A 23,618-nucleotide genomic window follows, 5' to 3' on the forward strand; every position below is an offset into this window, starting at 1 on the left:
GCTACACTCCCGAATACGGTCGACTTGGCCACCAACGATGCCGTAAATTTAGCCTGCTGGGATTCGATAATGTGCGCTGCGAAGCAGGATCACGCCCGATACAAATTAGAGACTGTGGCACGAGCCTGCACGATCCTGCATCAATTCGCTGAGGCTCAACAGTCACTGAGCCTCAGCGAAGTTGTAGAGAGGACCGGATTTGAGCGCACAATTGCTTTTCGGCTTCTGCGGACTTTAGAAGAAGGCGGCTTGCTGCGTCGACCTGAAGGACGACGGTATCTTTCCAATGTCAACATCGTCACCCAAAAGCGCTTCCGCATCGGATACGCCTCACAAAACAGCGATTCCTTTTCCAAGGCTGTGACCCAGGGGATTCGGCGGGCAGCAACTCGCCATCAAATTGATCTGATCGAGGTGGAGAACCTTTATAGCGCCAAGGCAGCATTGCGTAATGCGCAAAGATTGGCTGATCAAAAAGTCGATCTCGCTATCGAGTTCCAGGTATACGAACGCATTGGCACTCAATTGTCAGCCATCTACGAAAAGGCGGCGATACCTGTAATCGCAGTCGAGATTCCACAACCGGGAGCCGTATTTTTTGGAATAGATAACTATAACGTCGGTCAACTCGCAGGTAAGGCCTTGGTCAAGGCAGCCCAGCAGCATTGGCAAGGCCAAATCGATGAATTACTGATGCTCGATCTTGAGGTTGCCGGCTCCCTTCCGCACCTGCGTATCTCTGGCGCAGAGTCTACAGTTCGCAAATCATTAGCAGGGAGCTATCAAATCCTTCATCTCGATTCGCGTGGCGAAATGGAACGGTCCTTTGAACTGGTCCGTCGCCATATGCAGTTTTCTCCGAAGCGCAAGACGCTTATTTGCGGGGTCAACGATCTTGCGGTTCTAGGTGCTCTCCGTGCCTTCTCAGAAGTAGGTCGAAGCGATTGCTGCCTCGCCCTGGGCGTGGGCGCATTCCCGGAAGCGCGCCATGAATTGCGTTCTCCGCAAACAAGAATGATCGGCTCGATTGCTACGTTTCCAGAACGATATGGAGATAACCTCATTCAGATCGCTTTGGACATTCTTCATCGCAAGCCTGTGCCACCTGCGATTTATGCTCCTATTCAACTGGTTACTCCACAAAACATCGACAAGTATTATCCCGGAACTTTATTCGCCGATGCCGATAAGAAGCTACAGTCATAAGAGTTCCCTTTTGGGCTACGCCCAGGTTATGTATCAGCGCAAACTCCTCAGCGGGTAACCACTAACGCGGAAAAGATAGCTCACACCATTTGCGATATACGCAAACTTAATAACACTTCATCTTCCTGATTGCTTAGGACAGAACACTGGCTGTCTATTATCTAGGTCAGTCAATCTGTTGGAACGAATGAGGCTAGGGAATGAAGATCACGCAGATCAAGCTTTACAGGATCAAGTCGGGCAATACCGGGGAGAAAGGTGCGCGCTTCGGAGAATCTCAATACTGGGGGGGTGGTTGGCAAACAGGTTCACACATTGCAAATCCAATGTCTATTTACCCAAAGTATGCCAAAGTGCGTACTTCGTGGATGGGGCCTGGCCAAGACCCATATGCTATCGAGATTTTTACCGACGAAGGCGTCACCGGATGCGCCGTCAATTATGGTGGTGGTTATTTTGCCTGCTCTGTGATCGAGCAACATTTCAGTAAATTTTTGATTGGCCAGGACCCATTCAATATCGAGTTGCTCTGGGATCAGATGTATCGATCCACGATGCCTTACGGGCTCGGGGGTGTCACGTCGATGGCCATGAGTGGCGTTGATCTAGCGTTATGGGACCTGATGGGCAAGGCGCTAGGACAGCCCGTATATCGCTTGCTTGGCGGTGAAACCAAAGAGTCAATTCCCTGCTATGTCACCACACATCCAGACCTCGTATCGCACTGGAAAGGCAGCGGCTTTCTGGGTGTAAAGATTGCCGCGCCGTGGGGCGCAGCCGATGGCCGTCCCGGCCTACTCAAGATGCAGAAATGTCTGGAAGATTGCCGCACGACATTGGGCAATGAGATGGAGTTAATGGTCGACTGCTACCTATCGTGGGACATCGAATTTGCTTCCCGGCTGGCAGAGCGTTCACGCGAGTGCGATGTCAAGTGGTATGAGGACCCTCTTCAAAATGGCTGGGCTGAACACATGAATGCAGAATTACGAACACGCATCAATCCTATACAGGTGGCCATTGGGAACCTGGAATACGACGTAAAGGCCTTCGCCGCAATTCTGGCCGCGCGTGCATGTGACGTGATTCAGCCCGAGATTCAGTGGTGCGGCGGACTCACCGCAGTTCGGCGCATCGCTGCCATGGCGAAGCCGTATGATGTCCCAGTCATTCCTCACGGTGCGGGCATCTACAACTATCACTTTGTGCAATCCAACCTGAATTCGCCGTTCGCAGAGTATCTGTCCGTGGGAGATGGGACGAAGGTGCGTCCTATCTTCGAAGCAGTTATTGGTGAGCCGCTTCCCGTCAATGGACATATCACCCTTGGGAACAGTCCAGGCTTCGGCGTTGAACTCAACCGTGAACTACTTGAGCCAATCAACTTCTAAGGACAGAGGAGCGCATGGTGCAACCTAAGATCAAATGCGGAGTCATCGGGGCGGGATGGTGGGCAACGTTCGCCCACATTCCCGCGCTCCAAGGGCATCCTGATGCGGAGTTGGTCGCGATTCAAAACGATAATCCACAGGAGGCGCAAAAGATTGGTGAAGATTTCGGCGTCGCCTTCGCATGTACTACCGTTAGCGAGCTTCTCGCTATCGAAGATATTTCGGCAATCGTAGTCAGCAGCAGTCCCGGCTTTCACTATCGAGATGCCTTCGCAGCTCTGTCACTTGGTAAAAATGTGCTGATCGAAAAACCAATGACGCTCACAGTTGCTGAAGCCAAGAAACTGGTAAAGATCGCAGATCAGCATGGCTGCCAGTTTCTGATCAGTTGCCCATGGCATTACACTGCGCACGCTGTCGAGGCACAGCACTTGATTCGCCATGGAGATGTTGGGCAGATACGAATGATCAGCATCTTGATGACAAATCCGATCAGCGATCTGCTTCGCGGCGCGGATACGATACCTACACATACAAATAGGACACCCTATATCCATCCGCGCGCAGGGACCTATAGTGATCCAAAGCTGGCTGGCGGAGGACAAATCTACGCGCAGGTGTGCCATGCAGCAGCTTACCTAACTTTTCTGACTGGTGCGCGACCCAGCGAAGTTTTTGCGCGTTTTCACAATGATGGTGCAGCGCTAGACATTTACGATACGCTTGCTCTGCGTATGGACGACAGTTCAATCGTCACTATTGCCAGCACAGGTGCTACAAGTCTTGAACGGAAGGATTTTGAGATACGCGTCTTTGGAACCAAGGGAATGATATTTCTTGATTTGTGGCGCGGAAAATTGGAGTTTTTGCCATTAGTCGGAGAACCCCGCACCTTTCCTGACCTCGAAGAAGACGCAGTCTATCCTCACCAGGCTCCCGCAATCAATCTGATTGACTCCATCCGGAATCCAAGCCGTAATCAATCGCCGGCAGCTTTAGGGGTAGCCGCGATGGAAGTGATCGAAGGTGCGTGCCGGTCGGTAAAAAGCGGCAACAATATTCTCGTGACATCACTCGTGGAGAAAACTGTATGAAGCAAGTACTGCTACGGGGCATCACCTGGAACCATAGTCGCGCGTTACCGCCGCTAATTGCCACGGCACAACGTTATGAAGAACTTAACCCGGGCGTGCGAATTCAATGGGAAAAACGAAGCCTCCATGAATTTGGGCATGCAGATCTTGCTACGCTGGCTCATCATTTCGATCTGCTCATTATTGATCATCCAATGGCAGGTGACGCTGAAGCGGCAAATATACTGACAGATCTGCTCCCCCTGCTCTCGTTCGAAGAGATCAAAGACCTTCGAGATGACTCGCTCGGCCCATCCTTTTCAAGTTACTTATATCAGGGGAAGCTCTATGCGCTACCGATCGACTCTGCTGCGCCTGCCGCAAGCTTCCGTCCAGACTTGTTCGAGCGAAACGGTGTCAAGGAACCAATACTCTGGAGTGACGTGGTCGCCCTCGCACGGTCAGGCCTGGTACGAATGCCAGCTTTCTCGGCAGACCTATTTCTGAACTTCTTGGGGCTCTGCGTTTCACGAGGCAGCGCCGTGGCTGCAAGTCCCGAACACCTTATCGATCACGAAATCGGCTCGCTCTGCCTGGAACAGCTTGATGAACTTGCCGCTCTCATGCCGGAGGAGATTTACCGCATGAATCCAATTGCTATCTATGAGCAAATGTCGCGTGGGGACAACTTTGCCTACTGCCCATTCGCATATACCTACAGCAATTACTCGCGGAATGGTTTCGGAGCGAAGCATGTTCGATTCTCTAACCCGGTAGCTCTGGAAAAAGATCTTCCGATGCGCACAGTGCTTGGCGGTACTGGAATTGCTATCTCGGCAAAATGTAACGAACAAGTTCTTGCTCTGGATTACAGCTTGTTTGTGGCAGGTCGATCTTGTCAGAGCACCCTTTATGGCATGTGTGGCGGTCAACCGGCAAGACGCAGCGCCTGGTGCGATCCCCTACTTAACCAGATCACGGATGATTTCTTCTTGCGCACCGCCGCCAGCATAGAAACCGCCTATGTGCGCCCACGATACAAAGGTTATGTAAACCTGCAGGAGCGTGCCGGAGAACTCATAGCCGAGCACTGCAAACACCATGGAAATCCACGCAGAGCAATCGAAGAAATCGATGGGCTTTATCGCTCCAGCCTGAAAGAGAGTACAAAGTATGTTTAAGTTCTCCTGTGCAGACTTCACTTTCCCTGTATTGGAGCGATCCACCGCCTTGCATCTGGTAAAGCTGCTCGGATTTGATCATGCGGACATTGGGTTATTCGCACGCAGCACACATTTTTCACCTTTTGATTTATTTGCGTCACCGCGCAGTTATACAGCGCAAGTCCTGCAAGATCTTGATGCAGCGGAACTACGTGTCTCCGATGTGTTTCTTCAAATCGGAGTCGATCCCTCCGAGGCTGCAGCCAACGATCCAAACCTCGCTGTACGCCTTCGGAATCGCGACATCTTTAAAAGCGCACTGGAGTTCTGTGTAGCGCTTGGCTCGAAACATCTGACGGGCCTGCCCGGGGTGTATCACGCTGACGACTCGCACGGCCGAAATTTAGATATCGCCGCGGAAGTTTGCGCGTGGCGCGTCGCGGAATGTGCCAGTGCAGGCGTCGTCTATGCAATTGAGCCTCATATTGGCTCGATCTGCCCTGATGTTGAAAGTACTCATAGATTTCTTGCTACTACCGAAGGATTGACGCTGACATTGGATTATGGGCATTTCATTATGGCAGGTGAAACCTCCGATCACGTACATAATCTGCTTCCATCTGCATCTCATATCCATGTGCGCGGAGGTGCTCGCGAAAGACTTCAAACCTCGGTCGCCGAAAACATAATCGATTTTCCCAACATGCTTGCCGGTCTACAGCAACTCGCTTATGGTGGCTTTCTCGCGCTTGAATATGTGTGGGTGGATTGGAAGGGTTGCAATTGCACGGACAACGTCTCTGAAACTATTCTGCTTAGAAATGCGCTGAAATCAACTATCTCTGAACTGATGAAAGAGGCTGGAACGCGCCCCTAAGCTTTATCCAACACAGTGATTGGAGTATCGATCTAAAGACAATGAAAATACGTCGCTGCTAAGTACGTTCACGCTTGTTTTGAGGATGAGATGAATCAAATTGATTTGAATAGCCGTCATGCGGTAGTAACAGGAGGAGCTCAAGGAATCGGCCTCTCCGTGGCTACTCGCCTTCTAAAGTCCGGTGCATCAGTCTCTATTTGGGACCGTGATCGCACACTTCTCGATACTGCGGTAGAACAACTGAAAGGAATTGGCCAGGTTTCCAAGGAGATCGTCGACGTCTCGGAGGTGACCTCCGTGGAGCAGGCGACTCAGTCGACGATCGATAAGCACAAACGTATCGACATACTTGTGGCGAATGCCGGTATTGCAGGGCCGAATTATAAAACCTGGGAGTACCCAATCGACGAATGGCAACGCGTCATCAACGTGAATCTACTGAGCGTCTATTATTGCTGTCGTGCCATCGTGCCGCACATGCTACGACAGAACTATGGGCGAATCGTTAATGTTGCTTCAATTGCGGGTAAAGAAGGCAACCCTAGCGCTTCCGCATACAGCGCCTCAAAAGCTGGTGTCATCGCCTTGACGAAGTCGCTTGGCAAAGAGACGGCAGCTAACAACATTGCAGTCAATTGCATCACACCAGCCGCAGCCCGTACACGCATCTTCGAGCAGATATCGAAAGAGCATGTGGACTATATGCTGAGCAAAATCCCGCGTGGACGTTTTCTCGAAGTCGATGAAGTCAGCGCCATGGTTGCCTGGTTAGTCTCCGAAGAGAACTCCTTCACTACAGCAGCAGTGTTTGATCTAAGTGGCGGAAGAGCGACGTACTGAAGAATTATTGAATGACACTTGAGAAGATATCGATATAGGAACCGGATATGACTAACGTGAGGGCAGGACTAGCTACTTTGTTCGTATGCTGTACAACGATCGTATTGGCTGCTCAGCACACTGAAGGTCGGCGCTATTTGGACAACCGGCCTGTCGCTACTCTTCGTTATGATGCTGTGGATCAAGGTATCGTTCTTCGTCCCGGTGGATGCCCCAACGAGTGCGATAAATATGGCGCTCGCGATGTTTGGGTCTTTGAACATGAGGGACAGTTCTACATGCACTACGATGCGGCAGGCGCTAACGGATGGTTGACAGCGCTTGCTGTCAGTCGCGACCTCGAGCATTGGGAAAAGCGTGGTCCAGTTCTTGCCTTGGGGCCACCCGGCAGCCGGGATTCCGCCAGCGCTTCCTACGGAACCACCTTCCTTGATGGACATCAGTGGTACATGTTTTACCTGGGAACCCCACATGCCACGGCTCTCCCGGATAGGATCCCGGCTTTCCCGTATCTGACGCTTGAGGCCCGCTCGTCTTCACCAATTGGTCCGTGGACGAAGCTTCGAGGTGTAACTCCCTTTAAACCCAAACCTGGAACCTATTATTCCGCGACGGCCAGTCCGGGTCAGATCATACGAAGCGACGGCCAATACCTACAGTTCTTCAGCGCCTCAACGGACAGGCCAATCCTGCGAACGTTGAGTATCGCCCGAAGCTCAAATCTGACTGGGCGTTGGACCGTTGATTCATCACCGATTTTTCCTCCTACGGAACAGGTTGAAAATAGCTCCCTCTACTTTGAGAAAGCAAACTCAACATGGTTTCTGTTCACCAATCATGTCGGTATCGATAGTGACGGTGAGTACACTGATGCCATCTGGGTGTATTGGACGAAAGACCTTAACCACTGGGACTCGTCAAAGAAGGCGATCGTACTGGATGGCACGAACAGCAAATGGTCCAGGCGATGCATTGGTCTGCCGTCCGTGTTGCCCTATAAAAACCGCCTTGCAATTTTTTATGACGCACCTGGTGGCAACAGCATTTCACATATGGCGCGGAGTGTAGGATTAGCTTGGCTAAAGCTACCTCTTTCCCCTCCAGAAACATCAAATATCCACTAAATCACACACAAGCTGTCATGTAATAAGGAAAAGTGCTTGCAAGAAAATTCGATTGGTTCTGTCAATGGCCTTTGGGCTTAATTCACCGCGGCAGAAGCCGTAGAAGGTTTGGTGTCCTTGTGATTCGCAGAGAGTTTATTCGTTTGGCTTCGCTAGCAGCAGGTGCGCTGCCATTCACCAGCCTAGAAGATTGCGGCGCAAGTAGCTCTGGTCTATCTGAATTTAGTACCGAAAGTTCAAGAGCCCATCCTCAGCTTGCCAATACCTCCGAGACAAGTTTGTACGATCTTTTTCAGCAGCCGGCAACTCAATATCGTCCAATGGTCCGATGGTGGTGGAATGGGGATCGAGTTGTTGGAAAGGAGATTCTCCGAGAGCTAGACGTATTGCAGGCCGCTGGAATCGGTGGAGTTGAGATCAATCCGATTCGGTTTCCAGATGAAGCGGACCCAATGAATGCCCGCGCGCTCACATGGATGAGCGATGAATGGCTCGATGTGCTGGACGTGGCCCTCCAAGGCACCAAGGAACGAGGTATGACCTGCGACATGATTGTAGGTTCGGGCTGGCCGTACGGAGGCGAGTTCCTTTCCCGGAAAGACCAAACGCAGATGGTAGCGCTAGGCACAAAGACTTTAACTGGCCCCGCGCATATTAAGCTTGCTCGCGAAGGGCTACTGGAAGCTGTGAGCCCGCATTTCGTCTCGCCTTACAAGGACAGCCTAAAGGAACTCTTTGGACTTACGTTAGTTCCATCTCAGCTAAACACGACCGCCGCAAGCCAACGTATGGATGATCACCTAAACGATGAATTCATCGAGTTTGATCTTCCTACCGGTGATCATGTTCTGTATTTTCTTGTAAAACTCACGGGGTTTATGGCAGTCATCAATGGCGCGCCGGGCGCTTCGGGACCAGTCTTGAACCACTACAGCGAGGGGGCTGTAACACGCTACCTCGATCGCCTTTCGAGCAAGCTATCGGCCAGAATTGGATCATTAGGCGGACACTTCCGAGCATTTTTCACCGATAGTATCGAGCTTGAAGGAGCGAACTGGTGCGATGACATGTTCATTCAGTTTCGCAATCGAAGAGGATACGACCTCTCCCCATGGCTCCCATTTATTCTCTTCAAAGTGGGAGAGATGGGAAATCCTGTCAGTGAAAAATACGGAGCAGACTTTTCTCCTGCATTCAAGGCCCAGACTGATCTTGTTCGGTACGACTTCGAAATCACCCGGCATGAGCTATTCCAAGAAAGGTTCGTTGCAACCTTCGCAAGTTGGTGCACAAGAAACGGAGTCAAGTCGAGAATGCAGGCGTATGGTATGGACCTCGATGCCATCACCGCCGGCATGATGATCGATATTCCAGAATGTGAAACATGGATACGGTCGGAGAAGATCGAGGCTTTCGGTACTGGCGATTATCGTCAGGGCCGCAGCTACACCATGATCAACAAATTTGTCTCCTCCGCCGCTCATCTATCCGGCAAGCAACTCATCAGTTGTGAGGAGATGACAAATACCGACGACCCCTTCCATGCCTCACTCGAGAGAATCAAGGTTGCCGGAGATCAAAGTATGTTGTCCGGAGTTACCCAGTCGGTCTTGCATGGCTTCAACTATAGCCCGCCGGATGCCCCATTTCCAGGTTGGGTTCGATATGGAACCTACTTCAGCGAACGAAATACGTGGTGGCCTTACTTCAAGCTATGGGTAGACTACAAGGCTCGTCTTTCGGCCCTCTTTCAGCACTCGGTAATGCAGGCTGATATCGCAATCCTGCCTCCGTTGGCGGACCTCGCGTCACAATACGGCTTTCAGCGTGATCCTTTTCCCAAGACGGTCGAGCCACCATATCTCTATAAGCTATGGGAGGTCATTCATCAGAATGGAAGTGGGTGCGACTATCTCACCGAAGAGATAATCAGCCAATCGACTGTCAGCCAGGGCAGGTTGCAGTTTCACGATAGATCCTACAAGGCGATCTTTCTGCCAGATGTCGAGTCGATCCATCCTGTTACAGCCAAGCTGCTGAAAACATTTGTAGAATCCGGCGGAACGCTCTTGTGCATCGGGAAAGTCCCGTATCGTGCCTGCGGGTTCATCGATAACGCACCGGAGAGTCGAACTGTCCATGAAGTGATTCAGTCCCTCCGAAACAACTATCCACTTCGTACTCCTATTCTGGCCATGAACGAAGAAGATATGGTGAATTGGTATCGTGAGGTGCAGAAAAAGTACGCGCTCGTGCCTGATGTGCTAATAAATAAGCCTACTGACTATATCAGTCAGTTACATTACATCAGTGGAGATCAAGACATCTTCTTCTTCAGTAATTACGGCCCACAACAAACTCACACTTTTCAAGCGGACTTTCGCCTCAAAGATAAGACGCCCTGGCTATGGGACGCCGAGACAGGAGAGCGCGCATCTTATCCAATATTTGGCTCAAAGAATGTGTTAAACATCACGCTTGGCCCATCCGAATCGAGGCTAATTGTCTTCGAGAAATCCGCAACCAGTGGTAAGCCGAATTCAGTCAGCGCATCGAAGATCCTGCCTGCTCCGACAGACAACCCTCTCTCGGAACGCATAATAGGGGGACCCTGGAATCTGAAGCTCATTCATGTGAATGGAACAACTCAGTCTCGCGTTCTGCAGACTCTTATCGACCTCAGTCAGCAGGACGATCTGAAGTCCTTTGCAGGCGCGATGATCTATAGCAATCATTTTCAAGTTGATCACCCCGATCGGCACTTCGTCCTCGACCTTGGACATCTCCACAGTGTTTCGCAACTGGTGATAAACGGTCGCCTCATCGGTACACGTTGGTATGGCGAACACACGTATGACCTATCAGGTGCATTGATACCTGGCGTAAATGAAGTGACCATCAAAGTCGTATCGACCCTTGGCGATTACATGAAGACATTGACCGGCAATAAGTCTGCCCGGGTATGGACAGAAAATACGCCGTTCTATCCCATGGGCTTGACCCAACCTGTGCGCCTGGTCAGACTTGAATAATTCGTGGCCACCAGAAGAGTCGAACTCTCAGATCTGGCGGCTAAAGGTAGCGGCACCAGTATTCCAAAAGTCTTCCCACACTACCTCCGAGGCGCGAACAGTAACCTCATCGAGCAAACGCTGCTTTCTTCGTTGCGCAAGCGCGTTGTAGTCAGTCAGCACGAGACCGTCGAAACCCCACTGGTCCTTCAACGTTGTGCTCAGGAGCTAGCGATTTTGACAGGCGATCTCTCCATTGCGCAGGGCGGGTTCAACTCTCCATCGGATCCATCAGCTCCTCTGCGGCCGCTCCGCTGCGAGTACGGCGGCGAGCCCAGTAGAGTGCCAGTCCAAGTACGATCCATATCGAACCGAGAATCTGTGCATTGTGGCCAAGGTTGAGCCAAATGAAGGCGCTGATAAGCAGGCCGGCGAGTGGGATGGCCAACGGCAGCAGCACCTTCTCTTTCGAGCGGAACCGGTAGTGGATAAGTGCGGCGGCGTTGACCCCCATGAAGGCGATGAAGGCTCCAAAATTGAGCAGCTCCGCGCCGCGCTGATAAGTCAGCAGAAAGACGCCGAGCAGAGTGACGGCTCCTACCAGAAGCACATTGTTGCGCGGAATCGCGGTCTTTGGGCTCAGCGCTCCGAAGAATCGCTGAGGCAACGCATTCCCGCGGCCCATGCCGTACAGCAGACGCGCTGCTCCGAACTGCGCGGTGATGCCGGAGCCCATGTTTGCGATCAGCAGAGTCGCGTTGAGCAATTGAAAGAGGAAGCTGCCACCGATGCGACGGGCGACGTGGACATAGGCAGTATCGACGAATGCCTCGGCAAAGGGACCGTGATATGGCCATGCGAGCTGGGCGACGTAGACCTCGATGGCCGAGAGGATGCCGACGATAAGGCACGTCAGCACGGTGGCCAGCATGATGTTGCGGCGCGGATTCTCTACCTCTTCCGACATGGTGGAGATGCCGTCGAAGCCAATGTAAGTGAGGACCGCAATCGAAGTCCCGCGAAAGAGCAGAGACGGAGAAAAGGTGGAAGGATTGTAGAAGGGCGTTAGCCACTCGCCGCCAACCGGACGCGCGATGAACGCAAGATAGCGGATGGCATAGGCGAAGAAGATGACGACGACCAGGCTCATGCCGATGGCGAGAACACCGTTAAAGTGGCCCGATGCTTTGACTCCGCGCAGGTTGAGCAGCGTGAACAGAAGAACAAAGGCAACTGCCCACGAAGCATAGGGGATGCTGGGTAGTACGTTCCGCGCTGCGGCGCTGCACCAGATCGCGCAGACGATGGGGTTGAGTAGATAGTCCATCAACATCGACCAGCCGACGATGTATCCGGCTACGGGGTTGATCTCGCGGCCGACGTAGGTGTAGGCGGAGCCCGCGCTGGGATAGACCCGCGCCATGCGTCCATAGCTGACGGCGGTGAAGAGCATGGCGACCATCGCAATGAGGATGGTCGAGACAACATGGCCGCGTGCAACGTTGCTGACCACGCCGTAGATCCCCATCGGCGCCGTGGGCTGGATGATGACAATGCCGTAGGCGATGAGATGCCACAGCTTTAGCGACCGCTTAAGATGAGGTGCGGTTGTCTCGGCTCCGTCTGATTGCATTGTGATCGTTTTCACCATTCCGGAGATAGATAAAGCCTGTCGCTAGAGCCATCTTTAATTGATGACGCGTTGGACTTTACTGCTGTGAAGCATCGACTCCTGGCTGCCCCTCAACAAAGCGGCGATTCCTTTCCGGGCTGAACTTCGTAGCAATCGCTCCCGTAATGGTGATCGAGAAAGGATGCACATCCGGTTCCGGCGCAAAGCCTTCGGATTTGATCCGTGCCTTGAAGACGCCTGCATGGGTATAGGTGTGCATGACGTCGGACCCTTCCATCGTGACGCCATCTCCGAAGTGCCATGTGTAATGAAGTACCGGCTGCGCCTCGTCTGCTGGCGCTGCGTGGAAGCCGATCGGTTCACCGGCTTTGCCGGAAGACGCTACCTTGATCGTAACGGCAGGCGCCTTTGCAGCAATGTCGGTGTTGACCACCTTGAAGACGCGTACGGAGTGGGGTGGCTGCTGGACCACGAGTGCTGCGCCAAGCGTACCTGGTCCGCCTGTCGCGCCCAATACTTCAGAGACAGCATAGTGCGCGCTGGGATCGAGATGAAGCATCGAGCGCGTAAGGCTATGCTGCCGGTTAGTCTCCGACCAGTTGAAGACTGTAACGATGGACTGGCGCGGGGTCTCTTTCAATAGAAAGATGCTCGGCTGCAAATCCTTGGCGTCGTAGGTCATCAGGTCAAGCGGGATCGATGCGTGTCCCAGCTTGGCCATGTCGAGCAGATCGCGGTTCTTCACTAGCGCGATCCGGTCGGCGGCTTCACCCAAAGTCGGCAGATCGTCGCCGATCTCGTAGAGTCCGCCGGAAATCGCCGAGAGCACAATAGAGATCTTTGCCTCGTCGAGCGTGAGCGGCTTCTCGCCACCGTGCCAGTTCTGATCATCGACAGTCTGTGTCGATACCGAGAAGGCATCAGGGTCTGCGAGATAGTAGTTGCGGTTCATGTAATAGCGGGCCGCAATGCCGGTAGCTGCGTCCTTGCTCGAAGAGAAGGTATGGCCCGTATCCTGCGAGATGCGGCCCATATCGACTAGTCCTACGGGATTTAGAAGTTCGCATCCATCTTTGTCGAGCAGCACGTTAGGCCCGACCGTGTCGCGGATGATCTGGATGCCGAGACGTTGCGCCTCGAGCGCCGTCGTCTGCGGTTTGTAATAGCTCCCCTCGACAGCGCTGTCTTCCATGAAGTCCATCTTGATGTAGCGGATGCCCCAGTTGTTAACCAGCGTGGAGTAGGTGCTGCGCAGATAGGCCTGCGCGCCGGGGTTGGTGGTATCGAGCGCGTAAAGTCGATCAAGACCATTGGTGACGAGGCCAATATGAATCGGCTCGCCCTCTGCATTGTGAACTAGCCAGTCGGGATGATGCGTATAGACCCACGACCGCTCCGACACTTCGAAGGGCGCCGTCCAGATGCCGGGCGTCAGGCCCTCGTTCATGACCTTGCGCTCCAACTCCGCGATGCCCTGCGGGAACAGGTCCGCGTTGGGCGTAGCGTACTCGCCGCGAGCGAACTGGTAGCCCTCGTCCATGTGGAAGAAGGTATAACCATGCGACTTGAGATTTTCAGAGAGCCACTGGGCGTTGGTCAATGCCGTGCCCTCGTTGAGCCCGAAGTAGTAGGCGGTCCAACTCCACCAGCCTATCGGCGTCGGTGCCGTGACGCGCGCATGGTGCATATCGAGGATCAGGTGAGCGTAGGTCTCGAGCTGGCGATGGTAGTCGCTGTCGACGCTGAAGAGCATCCGCTCGGAGGAGAGTTTCGCGCCGGGAGCAACGCTCAGGCTGAGTTCAACGCGGTCTTTTGCGGGAGAGTGCTCCAAAGAGTTTTCGACGAGCAGCTCGGTCGTGCCGGTAGAGTCGACCTCATACGATGTCATCGTTGCCGGGTCTCCAGTCGGAGCCATGTGCAAGCGAAGGACGCTGAGGAACTTGTCCGAAGTCAAAGCACCAATGAACCAGCTACGCTTGCTTTCGAGGTTATAAAGAAGCTGCACGCCGACGGCACGGTGAAGATCGTTCTCCGCATCGCCAAGGTCGCGGAGCTTCATCGCAGGGCGATCTTCGCTGAAGCTGTCGGACAACACGCGATCATCGCCAGCGGGCCCATTCAGGTTGATCAGAGCGCTGCCGTTTGATTCACTGTTGTTCGATTCAAGGACACGCAGTGATTGAACCTCAATAGCGTGTCCCGTCGTATTGTCCGCCGTGAGTTGCATATCGCCGAAAGGAGTGTCCTCGTAAGTACGCAGCTTGAGCAGCAGATCCGGCGCATCGTCGCGACCGGTGTAGCGAATGGTCGTCACCCTGGCAGGGCCAAGCTCACCTGCACCGCTCGCAGTGCTGACGATGTGCTTTGGATAGTCCGCGGCATGGAGCCACTTGCCGTTCACCTTAACCGCCGCACTGGCCCGAAGCACAGGTGCAGCGAAGCCGGGCGCGGAGAGCGTATAGCTGCCGTCAGCCGCATTCGCGCTCAACTCCAGGGCTGCATCCTTCGGTGCAGCAGCGAAAGCCAGAGGACAGAGAATTGCAAGGGTAAGACCGATAATTTGACGGATGCTTCGCTGCTTCATCTATGCGGCTCATCTCTTTGATTTTTGAACGCTTTGAATATCTGTGGTCCGTTGTCGATGAAATATTACGCTCGGCTAATACGAAAGCTTGAGCGAAAACTGGATCTGGCGTGGTGGCTGAGCGGCAGTAAGGAAGCCGAATCCAGGCGTGTCGCGCACCGTTGCGCCGACAGTGGCGCTGGCAGCGGCAGGAGCGAAGAGCGGATTGTAGTGATTGAGAATGTTGAAGAACTCCGAACGGAACTCTAGATTGAAGCGGTCCGTAAGGTGAAGGAGCTTGAAGAGAGAGAAGTCTATGTTTTCCGTACCGGGACCCGCGATGGTATTGCGGTTGACATTGCCGAAGGAGCCCTGGGCCGGATCGGTAAAGGCGCAGGTGTTGAAGTAGGTACCAGCGATGCAAGGCTTGCTGTTTGGGTTCCCCGCATAGTTCGGACGCTGCGAGCTGCCCACGTTACCGCCGCCGTCAGGGACGTTGGAGAAGTTGACCGCATCCGTGGCCGTATACCAATTGCCGGTGGAGAGCGTGACAATGCTGCCGAGCTGCCAGTTGCCGATGACCGTGTTCAGTGCTTTGCCAGTGCTGCCGAGGAAGCGCTGCCCCTGGCCTATTGGAAGCGGATAGAGAGAGCTGAAGGTAAAGCGATGGCGAACGTCCGTGTCTGAGTTGCCATACTCCGCTTCAGGGTGACGGAAGTCGCGGAAGTCGCCTCCGTTCTGTGAGCCGAGGTTTGCGGATGAGGCATTGTCGAGGCCATGGGCATACGTGTACGCGGCCAGCAGCGAGAGACCGGAGCTGGAGCTGCGCGCAAGACTGAACTCCAGCGCGTTATAGTTGGACCGCCCTGAAGAACGAAACCACTGAATCGGAGCATCAATAGAAGGGATAGGTCGCCGAGGTGCAACCGGTGCAGTAGGATCGGCCGTGGGGGTAGCCTCATTGCCATTGAAGAAGGTGTAGAGCTTGAGACCGTGGGAACCGGCGTAGGCCGCGGTGAAGAGCAGGTTCGAGGGAAGCTGATATTCAGTGGAGAGCTGGTACTGCTGCACGTAAGGCGTAACCAGGTTCGGATCGAGTGAGTAGAGCAGCGGTGTATTGGGATCGGTAAGGGCGTTGACAGGAAAGCCGTCAGAGAGCACGCTGAGGCCGGGGATGGAGCAGTCTGTCTGTGCGGGGTTGGCGCTGCCCAGCGAGCAATTCGGCGAATAAGAATTAGTCGCGTAATAGGGTGGATTGTAGCCAGGGCTGGGGTTGGAATATGGTCCGCTCTCGCTGCCGCCATAGAAGAAGCCATAACCCGCGCGGAGCACTGATTTAGAGGTCAGGCCATAGGCCACGCCGAGACGAGGTGCAAAGTTATTGAGGTCGGGCTTGATGAGACCATCGCTGCCAGTAGCGCTGACATGGATGATGGAAGCGAGTTGCGGCGTTAGGGTCGTAGGCTGGCCCTTGGGCAGGATCAGGGTCTGCGTGGCCAGGTCAAAGGTGGCCTCGTGGTTGTTTCGCTCACGGACGGTCTGATAAAGCTCGTAGCGCAGGCCGAAGTTGAGAGTAAGCCTGCGGCTCAACTTCCAATCGTCCTGGGCATAGAAGTTCCAGCTTGGGCGGAAGTAGTCGATATTGATAGCGTTGCTGATACTGCCGCCATCGGGGATGCCAATCAGGAACGATGCGAATCCTGAGCCTCCAGTACCTGTCGTCGAAGAACCTGCGTTATCCGTAAACTGGGTACCGAAGTCGAGCGTGCCACGCGGTTCCGCGGGTTGATAGATGGCAAATTCATTGCGATCGATCTCCGCGCCGAAACGGACGCTGTGGTTTCCCACATTCCAGCTCAGATTCTCCGAGATGATATAGGTGTTCTGAAGTTCGCGCGAAGGAAGGAAGAGCGAGCTTCCAATTTGGGAAACATCGCTGAAGGTCAACTGAGGCAGCCCCCCATTGGAGGGTGCAGAGGGAATGCCCGGAAATCCGATCTGTTGCGCGATGTCGGAGTTATAGCCGGGCTGAAGCCGGTTCGAGTAGATACGGTTATAGCCGAACCGAAACTCATTTACGAGATGCGGCGTGAAGATGTGCGTTTCCCCAATAGCAAGGCTGTGATAGTGAGTATTGCTGATGCCGGAGAAGAAGTCGCCGCCGTCAGCCACCGGACCGAAGACAGCGGGAATATTGGAGGGGACAGTTTCGAAGCTATAGCGGGCAAAGGCGGTGTCCGTATCGCTGATCTGCTCATCGAGACGAAGATCGAAGTTATTGCGGTTGATCACGCGCTTGGGGCTGGAAACGAAATTGTAAGCGGGATTGTTCGCATTCGGTGCGGGATACAGTGCGGCAATGCGCGCGGCCAGAGGATCAATCACGCTGCCGGGAATCACATTGGCCGCCTGTCCGCCGGAGTAGCCGAACGGAACTCCACAATAACCAGCGCTGTTTACCGAGGACTGCTGCGCCAGGCGGCTGTTGAAGATCTCCCCCGGATACGTGGACTGCCCATTGCAATCCAATACCGGCATACCGGAGACAGGATCGGTGACGGGGCTGCTGTAGTCGATGTTAGAAGAGAAGTCGCCAGAGCGCTGCGCCAGCGTGGGGACAATCGCAGGAATAGGCTCGGAGTCGACGGAGCGGAAGCCTTCGTAGTCGGTGAAAAAGAAGGTGCGATTGCGGCCGTTGAAGATCTTCGGCAGAACAATGGGGCCGCCGATGGTGCCACCGAACTGGTTCTGCTTGTATGGTTGACGGGTGACGTCGTAATAATTGCGGGCATCCAGCGCGTCATTGCGAAAGAACTCATAGAACGCGCCATGAAGCTGGTTGGTGCCGGAGCGCGTCACGGCGTTGATGACCGCACCATTGCCGCGGCCAAACTCCGCGGTGTAAGAGCTGGTCTGGACCTTGAACTCCTGCAGCGACTCGACCGGCGGCTCAATGACGTAGCTCGAACCGTTGAGAAGATCGGGCAGGTTGGAGTTGTTGTCGATGCCGTCCAGCAGAAAATTATTTTGCAGACTGCGAGCTCCGTTGGCGCTGAAGCCGAAGCTGCTTTGATCGCGCGAGCCGGGGGCCGCGGGCGCCGTACCGGGCGACAACAAGGCAAGCTGCGCGAAGTTGCGGCCGTTGAGTGGAAGATTCGAGATCTGGCGGCTGTCGATCACCTGGCCAAGATCGGAGGTCTCCGTCTGTAACTGAGCGGTGGAGTCGGTAACAGTGACAGACTGGCTGACCACTCCCACGCTGAGCGTGACATCGAAGACGACGCGCTGCTGTATCTGCAGTGTGATTGGAGTAGATACAACGCTGTTGAATCCGGACCTGCTGGCCTTGAGGACGTAGTGGCCCACCTTGAGCGGAGCGATAACATACTCGCCGCTGGCGTTAGAGGTGGCAGTGACCACCGCGCCATGATCAACATCCGTAGCCGCAATCGTCACTCCCTCGATCACCGCCCCGGAGCCATCATGCACTGTGCCGGCGATGGCACCGGCGTCCTTTTGCGCAAGACACAGCGGACCACTCGCAAGGAGCAGAAAAACGCCTGCCGCAAGGGCAAGACAAAGACGAGCTTGTAGACGATAGATGGATGATAAAGGGGTCATGGCTTGCTCCGAATGCGGGATAAACAAAATGTTTCCGATGCATAAACGAAATGTTTGCAAGGTTTGATTAGTACTTTTTACTTATGTTTTACTTCGGTAGATCATTCATAACGTTACGTTACAGATATGTCAAGGGAATTATCGAGCTTCGAACGAAAGCACGCGAAAATCACACGATGGCATGAAAACCTATAACGGGAATGACGAATTATTAGCAGTGACGAGGCGAATGGAGATGCGGCAACCGCCGGAGATTCCGGATGTCTTGGGTACTTCTGGATGAATGCTCGCTTTGAATTAAATGAATGGCGAGTTCTCGTCGAAAGCAGCAAACGAGACCTCAAGCCAGTCTGACCTGACAGCGTCGAATTAAATTGCGATCGATGCGACAGCAGCATCGCGCACGACACCATCGACTACGATGAAGCTGTGCTCTAGCTGCAAGCTGCCGCGTAGACCCGCAGCACGTCGCGAATATGGTCCACAATCAGCGACTCTGGGTCTCCGGCTATCTCTTTCTTTCGCAGCCGCAGATATTGCGCGGGCAAATAACGACTGCACATACTCTCCGGCATCGCCACCGTGGACAGGTTGGTAACCAGCTTATCGACTGCTGTCGCAATCTCTGGTTGGTTCCAGTAGTAACGAATCCTGTCGCTATAGCTGTAGAGACGCAGCAGCTTCTGGTCTGCGGGGCTGCCGCTGTAATAAGGCTGCCAATTCGCAGGCTCTCGCAGCATCGTCTCCTCGATCACCCGCGTCAGCAAGGACCGCTGCGCCTCCGGCACCAGTTGCGACTCCATATCTTCTAGCGCGCACAGCGCCTCGCGCATGGCGAACGTCAGCGCCGGCCCTACCTTCAGAATCGCAAATCCATCTTCCACCAGCGCCTTGTAAGCCAGCGGCAGTTGATAGTCGGTCGAGTGCGCCTCGAACACTATCTCTTCCTGCTGCGCCTGCAGCCAATCCACCAGTGGTCTGGCCTTGGCGCGATCATACGCAACCACGGCATCGTGATCGAACTCGACGCCCGGCTGCACCACCAGCGCGATCACTCGTGGCCAGACGTCATCCAGACCCTGCTCTGCAAAGGCGCGCTTATGAACTTCGAGCGTATAAGCAGCCGCAGCGGTCGAAGTCACATCGAGTTCCTTGACCGAGTGCGTCGCCCCTCCTGGCACCGGAACCTCGGTTCCAATCACATACACCGGCGCATCGCCCGGCGTTCGCGCAGCCTCAGCGGCCTTGCATAGCTCGACGGCGCGCTTCGCGACCGCTTCATCGGAGAGGTGCGCCGGATCGCCACCGCACGCCATGCTCGCGTCCAGATGGATCTTGGTAAAGCCCGCCTGTACATACTCGGCGACCATCGCTACCGCGTTCTCCATCGCCTTCTCCGCAGGCATCGCGCGCCACGGATTGGGACCGAGATGGTCTCCGCCGAGAATCAGTGATCTCGCATCGAGCCCGGCGGCGGCGACATGCTCGAGCACGAAGCTGCGAAACTCCGCCGGCCGCATTCCCGTGTAGCCGCCAAACTGGTTCACCTGGTTGCTGGTAGCCTCTACCAACAACAACGATCCATCCTCGGCGGCTTGCTCCGCCGCTGCACGAATGACCCAGGGATGCGCGGAGCAGACCGAATAGATGCCGATCGGGGTCCCCTGCACACGCTTTTCGAGATGTTTCTGCAGTGATGAACTCATGGCGCTCAATAGATCCTGAACTTCTGCACCACTCGATTAATCACGCCGCCGGGACTCGGCGAATCCGGTTGCAAGCCGCGAGCTACCGAGCAATGCAACCCAAGTAGCTGGCCGAAGATCACATCCACCACCGGTCGATAGGCATCCTCGATATCGTCGTCGATGGCAAGATACGAATCGCAGTAAGGTGCAATCTCTTCGCTCGCCGACCGAGGCCCGATCGCGATCCGTTCCGCGGTAATTCCCTTCTCTCCGACCTCGCGCAGCAGGTCTGCCGCGTAATTTGCCCTACGCTCTTCCCCGGAGACAAAGCATACAAAGAGAGTCTCCGCATCGAGCGCTGCCATAGGTCCATGACGAAGTCCAAGCACGGTCTCGGACATCGTCTTCACCTGGCCCGCCGTCATCTCCAACACCTTCAGCGCCGACTCCTTCGCTACACTCGCCAGCGATCCCGTCCCGACCATGCATACGCGAGAGCGCCTGAGCGACGACAGCCGCTCTGCTTCGGTCTCCGCCAGCGGCATAAACTTCCGTCCGGCGCGAACCAGCCTTTCGAGAATCGCCGAATACTCTTCGATCGACCATGCATGAGCCAGGCACTGCCCCATCAGCACCATGTTCGTAAACGAACTCGTCATCGCCAGGCTGCGGTCATTCACCGCGTCGTCCAGCACAATGACGCAGGCGTGTGCCGCCTCTTCGCAGATAGCGATCAATCGTGCCTGCGCGTTGCAGGTCACCACAATATGGGCGATACCTGGATATAACTTGATCGCCTGTTCCACCACCGCGACCGCCTCCGGCGAATCTCCCGATCTCGAAAACGAGATCCAGAGATATCTCCGCCCCGGAACGACATACTCGTCCAGATTAGGCAGCAACTCCGTGCTTGCACATGCTGACACCTCGCAACCCCACTTCTGCCGCAGCAGCAGCTCGAGCGCCTGGCCAATATAATCGGAGGTTCCAGCTCCCACCAGCATCACTACGGGCCGCTTCTCCAAATCGCCCCGCAACCCGGCTTCCTCAAGGAAATGACAGATCCGCTCCTGATTCTCCTTGAAGATGTGTAGCGTTTTCTCCCATGTATCCGGCTGCTGCGCAATCTCGCGCGCTGTGAAGAAAACGCCGCGAGCCTTTTGTTCCTGTACAGGCAAGTCAACAAAGCTTGAACGAGACACCACGGAGATTCCTTTATAGTGGAAGAATTAGAAACATTGAATCAGAATCGAAATCAAACATAAGTAATAATAATACATATACTCGTATTTGCATCACAAAACAACAAGAGGCTTTTATGGATACCAAGCGTCCCGGCGGACAGGAAAAATCATTCGATATCACTATCGCGGGGGAGACCAACCTCGACCTTATCCTCTACGGTCTGCCGGAGGAGATGCCCGTTGAGCGAGAGCTGCTTGGCTCCGGCTTCAAGGTCACTCTCGGCGGATCCTCCTCAATCCTCGCCCACAATCTTGCTATGCTCGGCAACCGAGTAGGCTTTGCCTCGCAGGTTGGCAGTGACGAGATGGGAGAGATCGCCCTTGCCCGCCTCGCCGAAAGCGGCGTCGACCTCTCTCAGATCAAACGCCAGCACCGCGTCGATACCGGCGTCACCCTGTTGCTGCCGCATGGCCGCCGGCGTCACATCCTGACCTACCTTGGGGCGATGGCGGAGATGACCGTCTCCGATTTGAGTCTCGACTATCTCACCTCATCCCGCCACTTTCATCTCTCATCGCTCTTTCTGCAAACAGCACTTCAACCCGGATTGCCTGAACTTTTCGATCGGTTGAAGGCTGCCGATCTGACGATCTCGCTCGACACCAACGACGATCCCAGCGATACATGGGGAGGCGTACTCGATCAGCTCCTCGACCGGACCGACCTTCTTCTGCCCAACGAGGACGAGGTCATGCGCATCGCTCGAAGGCCCACGCTCGAACAATCGCTCGATCTGCTGGCTGCTCGCGTTCCATTGATCGTCGTGAAGTGTGGCGCGCGCGGGGCCGTCGTGCAGCAAGGGAAGCAACGCGATTGGGTCTCCCCTCTCTCGGTCGAACCCGTCGACACCATTGGAGCTGGCGACAGCTTCAACGCCGGCTTCCTCAGCTCGTATCTAAAGGGCGAAGATCCCGTGCGCGCCGCCGCTATGGGAAACGTCACCGGAGCCTTATCTACTTTACGGACAGGCGGCACGGAAGCCTTCCGCGATATCGAGCTTCGCGACGCGTTCCTCAAGCAATACACCATATCTGCGGTATCCGGCGCCTGACACTGCTTTGTATTTAATCCTCCGGACTGCGTACTGAAGTTCGGACTTATTGTTTTTTGCCGGCAGCAATCGACGCTACACAACCTTCAGGATGCAACTCGGCCTGGCCACCAACGAGCACTCGCTGAGGAAGAATCTTGCTGTTTTTTCCGTAAGCCACGGGCGCAAAACTGCGCTTTACCATTGTTCTTTTTGATGTGGAGATAGAGTCGGACTTCCATGCGGACCTCAAAGGTATATACCGTTTGAGCAAGGCCAACCGCCGGAATTTAATGAACACACTCGGAAACAAGCCTGTAAGTGATTGAAAACATGGTCGGGGCGGAGGGATTCGAACCCCCGACCCTCTGGTCCCAAACCAGATGCGCTACCAGACTGCGCTACGCCCCGACTTCTTTTAGTCTATCGCATTCATGCGGCAGCTCACGCTACATTGCGAAGAGGCGATGCATATCCATGCCAATCGCTTGCAACACATGTTCCGCCATCCATGCAACCAGCAACAGCGGCAATAGAATCAGCGCGGCCAGCACAATGCACAGCACAATCAGGAATATCCAACTCTGGATCGTATTTTTTCGCGGCTGCACCAGGCTGCCTGCCAGCAGGGCGTAGTTGCGCCGGTTCGCGCGCCAGGCGATGTCGAACATATCGCCAATAATCGGGACCGATCCCACCACCACCTCGATACCGACATTGGCCGCCATGCGCGCCAGCGTTACATACGAAACACCGCGAATCCATGCCGCGATAATGATGATGCACGAAGCAATTCCGCCGATCACATCGCCGATTCCCGGAATGACGCCGACAATGCCATCGAGGCCAAAGCGAATCGACGTTCCGGGAATCCTCAGGAAGTCGTCGAGAACATGCGACAGCAGGTCCAGGTTCTCGTCATCGAATAGCTTTCCCCCGCGTTTCGTGCGTGGCGGCAGAACCTCGGGCTTTGCTGTAAATTCCATCGCGCTCCCCACTATCCCGGTGCTATAATTCTGAGTATACGGCGGCTATAGTTCAGTGGCAGAACGCCGCTCTGTGGCAGCGGATGTCGTGGGTTCGAAACCCACTAGCCGCCCCAAAATCTTCTCTCCTCGTAGAAGTCCAGCTTATAGACGACTCCAGGTTC

General features: G+C 54.6%; 16 protein-coding genes and 2 tRNA genes. 10 read left to right on the forward strand and 8 right to left on the reverse strand.

The window, feature by feature from the left end; genetic code table 11:
- The first annotated feature begins 24 nt into the window (after positions 1-24).
- From GSQ81_RS06170 to GSQ81_RS06205, 8 genes are all read left to right on the forward strand, one after another.
- Positions 25-1,206, forward strand: coding sequence for a substrate-binding domain-containing protein (locus GSQ81_RS06170; protein WP_158909762.1), 1,182 nt, complete (start codon positions 25-27; stop codon positions 1,204-1,206).
- Positions 1,207-1,406: 200 nt separating this feature from the next.
- Positions 1,407-2,597, forward strand: coding sequence for an enolase C-terminal domain-like protein (locus GSQ81_RS06175; RefSeq protein ID WP_158909763.1), 1,191 nt, complete (start codon positions 1,407-1,409; stop codon positions 2,595-2,597).
- Positions 2,598-2,611: 14 nt separating this feature from the next.
- On the forward strand, positions 2,612-3,691 hold the full coding sequence (locus GSQ81_RS06180; protein WP_158909764.1) for a Gfo/Idh/MocA family protein: 1,080 nt from the start codon (positions 2,612-2,614) through the stop codon (positions 3,689-3,691).
- Positions 3,688-4,851: an extracellular solute-binding protein gene (locus GSQ81_RS06185; RefSeq protein WP_158909765.1), complete on the forward strand. Its 1,164-nt coding sequence runs from the start codon at positions 3,688-3,690 to the stop codon at positions 4,849-4,851. The genes GSQ81_RS06180 and GSQ81_RS06185 overlap by 4 nt, the downstream gene beginning before the upstream one ends.
- Positions 4,844-5,710 carry a sugar phosphate isomerase/epimerase gene (locus tag GSQ81_RS06190; protein ID WP_158909766.1) on the forward strand — a complete coding sequence of 289 codons (867 nt, stop codon included), beginning with the start codon at positions 4,844-4,846 and terminating at the stop codon, positions 5,708-5,710. Before GSQ81_RS06185 ends, GSQ81_RS06190 begins: the two co-directional genes overlap by 8 nt.
- A 90-nt stretch (positions 5,711-5,800) precedes the next feature.
- Positions 5,801-6,553, forward strand: coding sequence for an SDR family NAD(P)-dependent oxidoreductase (locus GSQ81_RS06195; RefSeq protein WP_158909767.1), 753 nt, complete (start codon positions 5,801-5,803; stop codon positions 6,551-6,553).
- A gap of 47 nt (positions 6,554-6,600) precedes the next feature.
- Positions 6,601-7,677: a hypothetical protein gene (locus tag GSQ81_RS06200; RefSeq protein WP_158909768.1), complete on the forward strand. Its 1,077-nt coding sequence runs from the start codon at positions 6,601-6,603 to the stop codon at positions 7,675-7,677.
- Positions 7,678-7,796: 119 nt separating this feature from the next.
- On the forward strand, positions 7,797-10,709 hold the full coding sequence (locus GSQ81_RS06205) for a glycosyl hydrolase (RefSeq protein WP_158909769.1): 2,913 nt from the start codon (positions 7,797-7,799) through the stop codon (positions 10,707-10,709).
- 27 nt (positions 10,710-10,736) lie between these two features.
- On the opposite strand, the gene GSQ81_RS06210 is transcribed toward GSQ81_RS06205, so the two are convergent.
- The 6 genes from GSQ81_RS06210 to GSQ81_RS06235 all read right to left on the reverse strand — a co-directional run bounded on the left by GSQ81_RS06210 (position 10,737) and on the right by GSQ81_RS06235 (position 21,395).
- Positions 10,737-10,901, reverse strand: a complete 165-nt coding sequence (locus GSQ81_RS06210) for a hypothetical protein (RefSeq protein ID WP_158909770.1) — start codon at positions 10,899-10,901, stop codon at positions 10,737-10,739.
- A gap of 58 nt (positions 10,902-10,959) precedes the next feature.
- A complete protein-coding gene (locus tag GSQ81_RS06215) occupies positions 10,960-12,321 on the reverse strand; it encodes an APC family permease (protein ID WP_158909771.1) in 1,362 nt (453 codons plus the stop codon).
- Positions 12,322-12,397: 76 nt separating this feature from the next.
- Complete coding sequence (locus GSQ81_RS06220; protein WP_158909772.1) at positions 12,398-14,905, reverse strand: alpha-galactosidase; 2,508 nt, start codon at positions 14,903-14,905, stop codon at positions 12,398-12,400.
- Positions 14,906-14,980: 75 nt separating this feature from the next.
- Positions 14,981-18,505: a TonB-dependent receptor gene (locus GSQ81_RS06225; RefSeq protein WP_158909773.1), complete on the reverse strand. Its 3,525-nt coding sequence runs from the start codon at positions 18,503-18,505 to the stop codon at positions 14,981-14,983.
- A 434-nt stretch (positions 18,506-18,939) separates the two neighbouring features.
- Positions 18,940-20,211, reverse strand: coding sequence for a D-tagatose-bisphosphate aldolase, class II, non-catalytic subunit (locus GSQ81_RS06230; protein WP_158909774.1), 1,272 nt, complete (start codon positions 20,209-20,211; stop codon positions 18,940-18,942).
- Between the two features lie 5 nt (positions 20,212-20,216).
- Entirely contained in the window at positions 20,217-21,395 is a 1,179-nt protein-coding gene (locus GSQ81_RS06235; protein WP_254060030.1) for an SIS domain-containing protein, read from the reverse strand.
- A gap of 116 nt (positions 21,396-21,511) precedes the next feature.
- On the opposite strand from GSQ81_RS06235, the gene GSQ81_RS06240 reads away from it, so the two are divergent.
- Positions 21,512-22,489 (forward strand): carbohydrate kinase family protein, encoded by a 978-nt coding sequence (locus tag GSQ81_RS06240; RefSeq protein WP_158909776.1) that lies wholly within the window; start codon positions 21,512-21,514, stop codon positions 22,487-22,489.
- A 313-nt stretch (positions 22,490-22,802) separates the two neighbouring features.
- Here GSQ81_RS06240 and GSQ81_RS06245 read toward each other — a convergent pair.
- Positions 22,803-22,879, reverse strand: a tRNA-Pro gene (locus GSQ81_RS06245).
- Positions 22,880-22,917: 38 nt separating this feature from the next.
- On the reverse strand, positions 22,918-23,454 hold the full coding sequence (locus GSQ81_RS06250) for a DUF4112 domain-containing protein (RefSeq protein ID WP_158909777.1): 537 nt from the start codon (positions 23,452-23,454) through the stop codon (positions 22,918-22,920).
- A gap of 41 nt (positions 23,455-23,495) precedes the next feature.
- Between GSQ81_RS06250 and GSQ81_RS06255 the strand changes: the two genes are divergently transcribed.
- Positions 23,496-23,570, forward strand: a tRNA-His gene (locus GSQ81_RS06255).
- The last annotated feature ends 48 nt before the right edge of the window (positions 23,571-23,618 follow it).

It is taken from the genome of Granulicella sp. L56 (genome assembly GCF_009765835.1).
Lineage (GTDB): Bacteria > Acidobacteriota > Terriglobia > Terriglobales > Acidobacteriaceae > Edaphobacter.

Coding starts and splice junctions, on each gene's coding strand:
- GSQ81_RS06195 (WP_158909767.1), top strand. CDS start 5,801: ATGAATCAAATTGATTTGAATAGCCGTCATGCGGTAGTAACAGGAGGA.
- GSQ81_RS06180 (WP_158909764.1), top strand. CDS start 2,612: ATGGTGCAACCTAAGATCAAATGCGGAGTCATCGGGGCGGGATGGTGG.
- GSQ81_RS06185 (WP_158909765.1), top strand. CDS start 3,688: ATGAAGCAAGTACTGCTACGGGGCATCACCTGGAACCATAGTCGCGCG.
- GSQ81_RS06220 (WP_158909772.1), bottom strand. CDS start 14,905: ATGAAGCAGCGAAGCATCCGTCAAATTATCGGTCTTACCCTTGCAATT.
- GSQ81_RS06200 (WP_158909768.1), top strand. CDS start 6,601: ATGACTAACGTGAGGGCAGGACTAGCTACTTTGTTCGTATGCTGTACA.
- GSQ81_RS06240 (WP_158909776.1), top strand. CDS start 21,512: ATGGATACCAAGCGTCCCGGCGGACAGGAAAAATCATTCGATATCACT.
- GSQ81_RS06250 (WP_158909777.1), bottom strand. CDS start 23,454: ATGGAATTTACAGCAAAGCCCGAGGTTCTGCCGCCACGCACGAAACGC.
- GSQ81_RS06190 (WP_158909766.1), top strand. CDS start 4,844: ATGTTTAAGTTCTCCTGTGCAGACTTCACTTTCCCTGTATTGGAGCGA.
- GSQ81_RS06175 (WP_158909763.1), top strand. CDS start 1,407: ATGAAGATCACGCAGATCAAGCTTTACAGGATCAAGTCGGGCAATACC.
- GSQ81_RS06225 (WP_158909773.1), bottom strand. CDS start 18,505: ATGACCCCTTTATCATCCATCTATCGTCTACAAGCTCGTCTTTGTCTT.
- GSQ81_RS06230 (WP_158909774.1), bottom strand. CDS start 20,211: ATGAGTTCATCACTGCAGAAACATCTCGAAAAGCGTGTGCAGGGGACC.
- GSQ81_RS06215 (WP_158909771.1), bottom strand. CDS start 12,321: ATGCAATCAGACGGAGCCGAGACAACCGCACCTCATCTTAAGCGGTCG.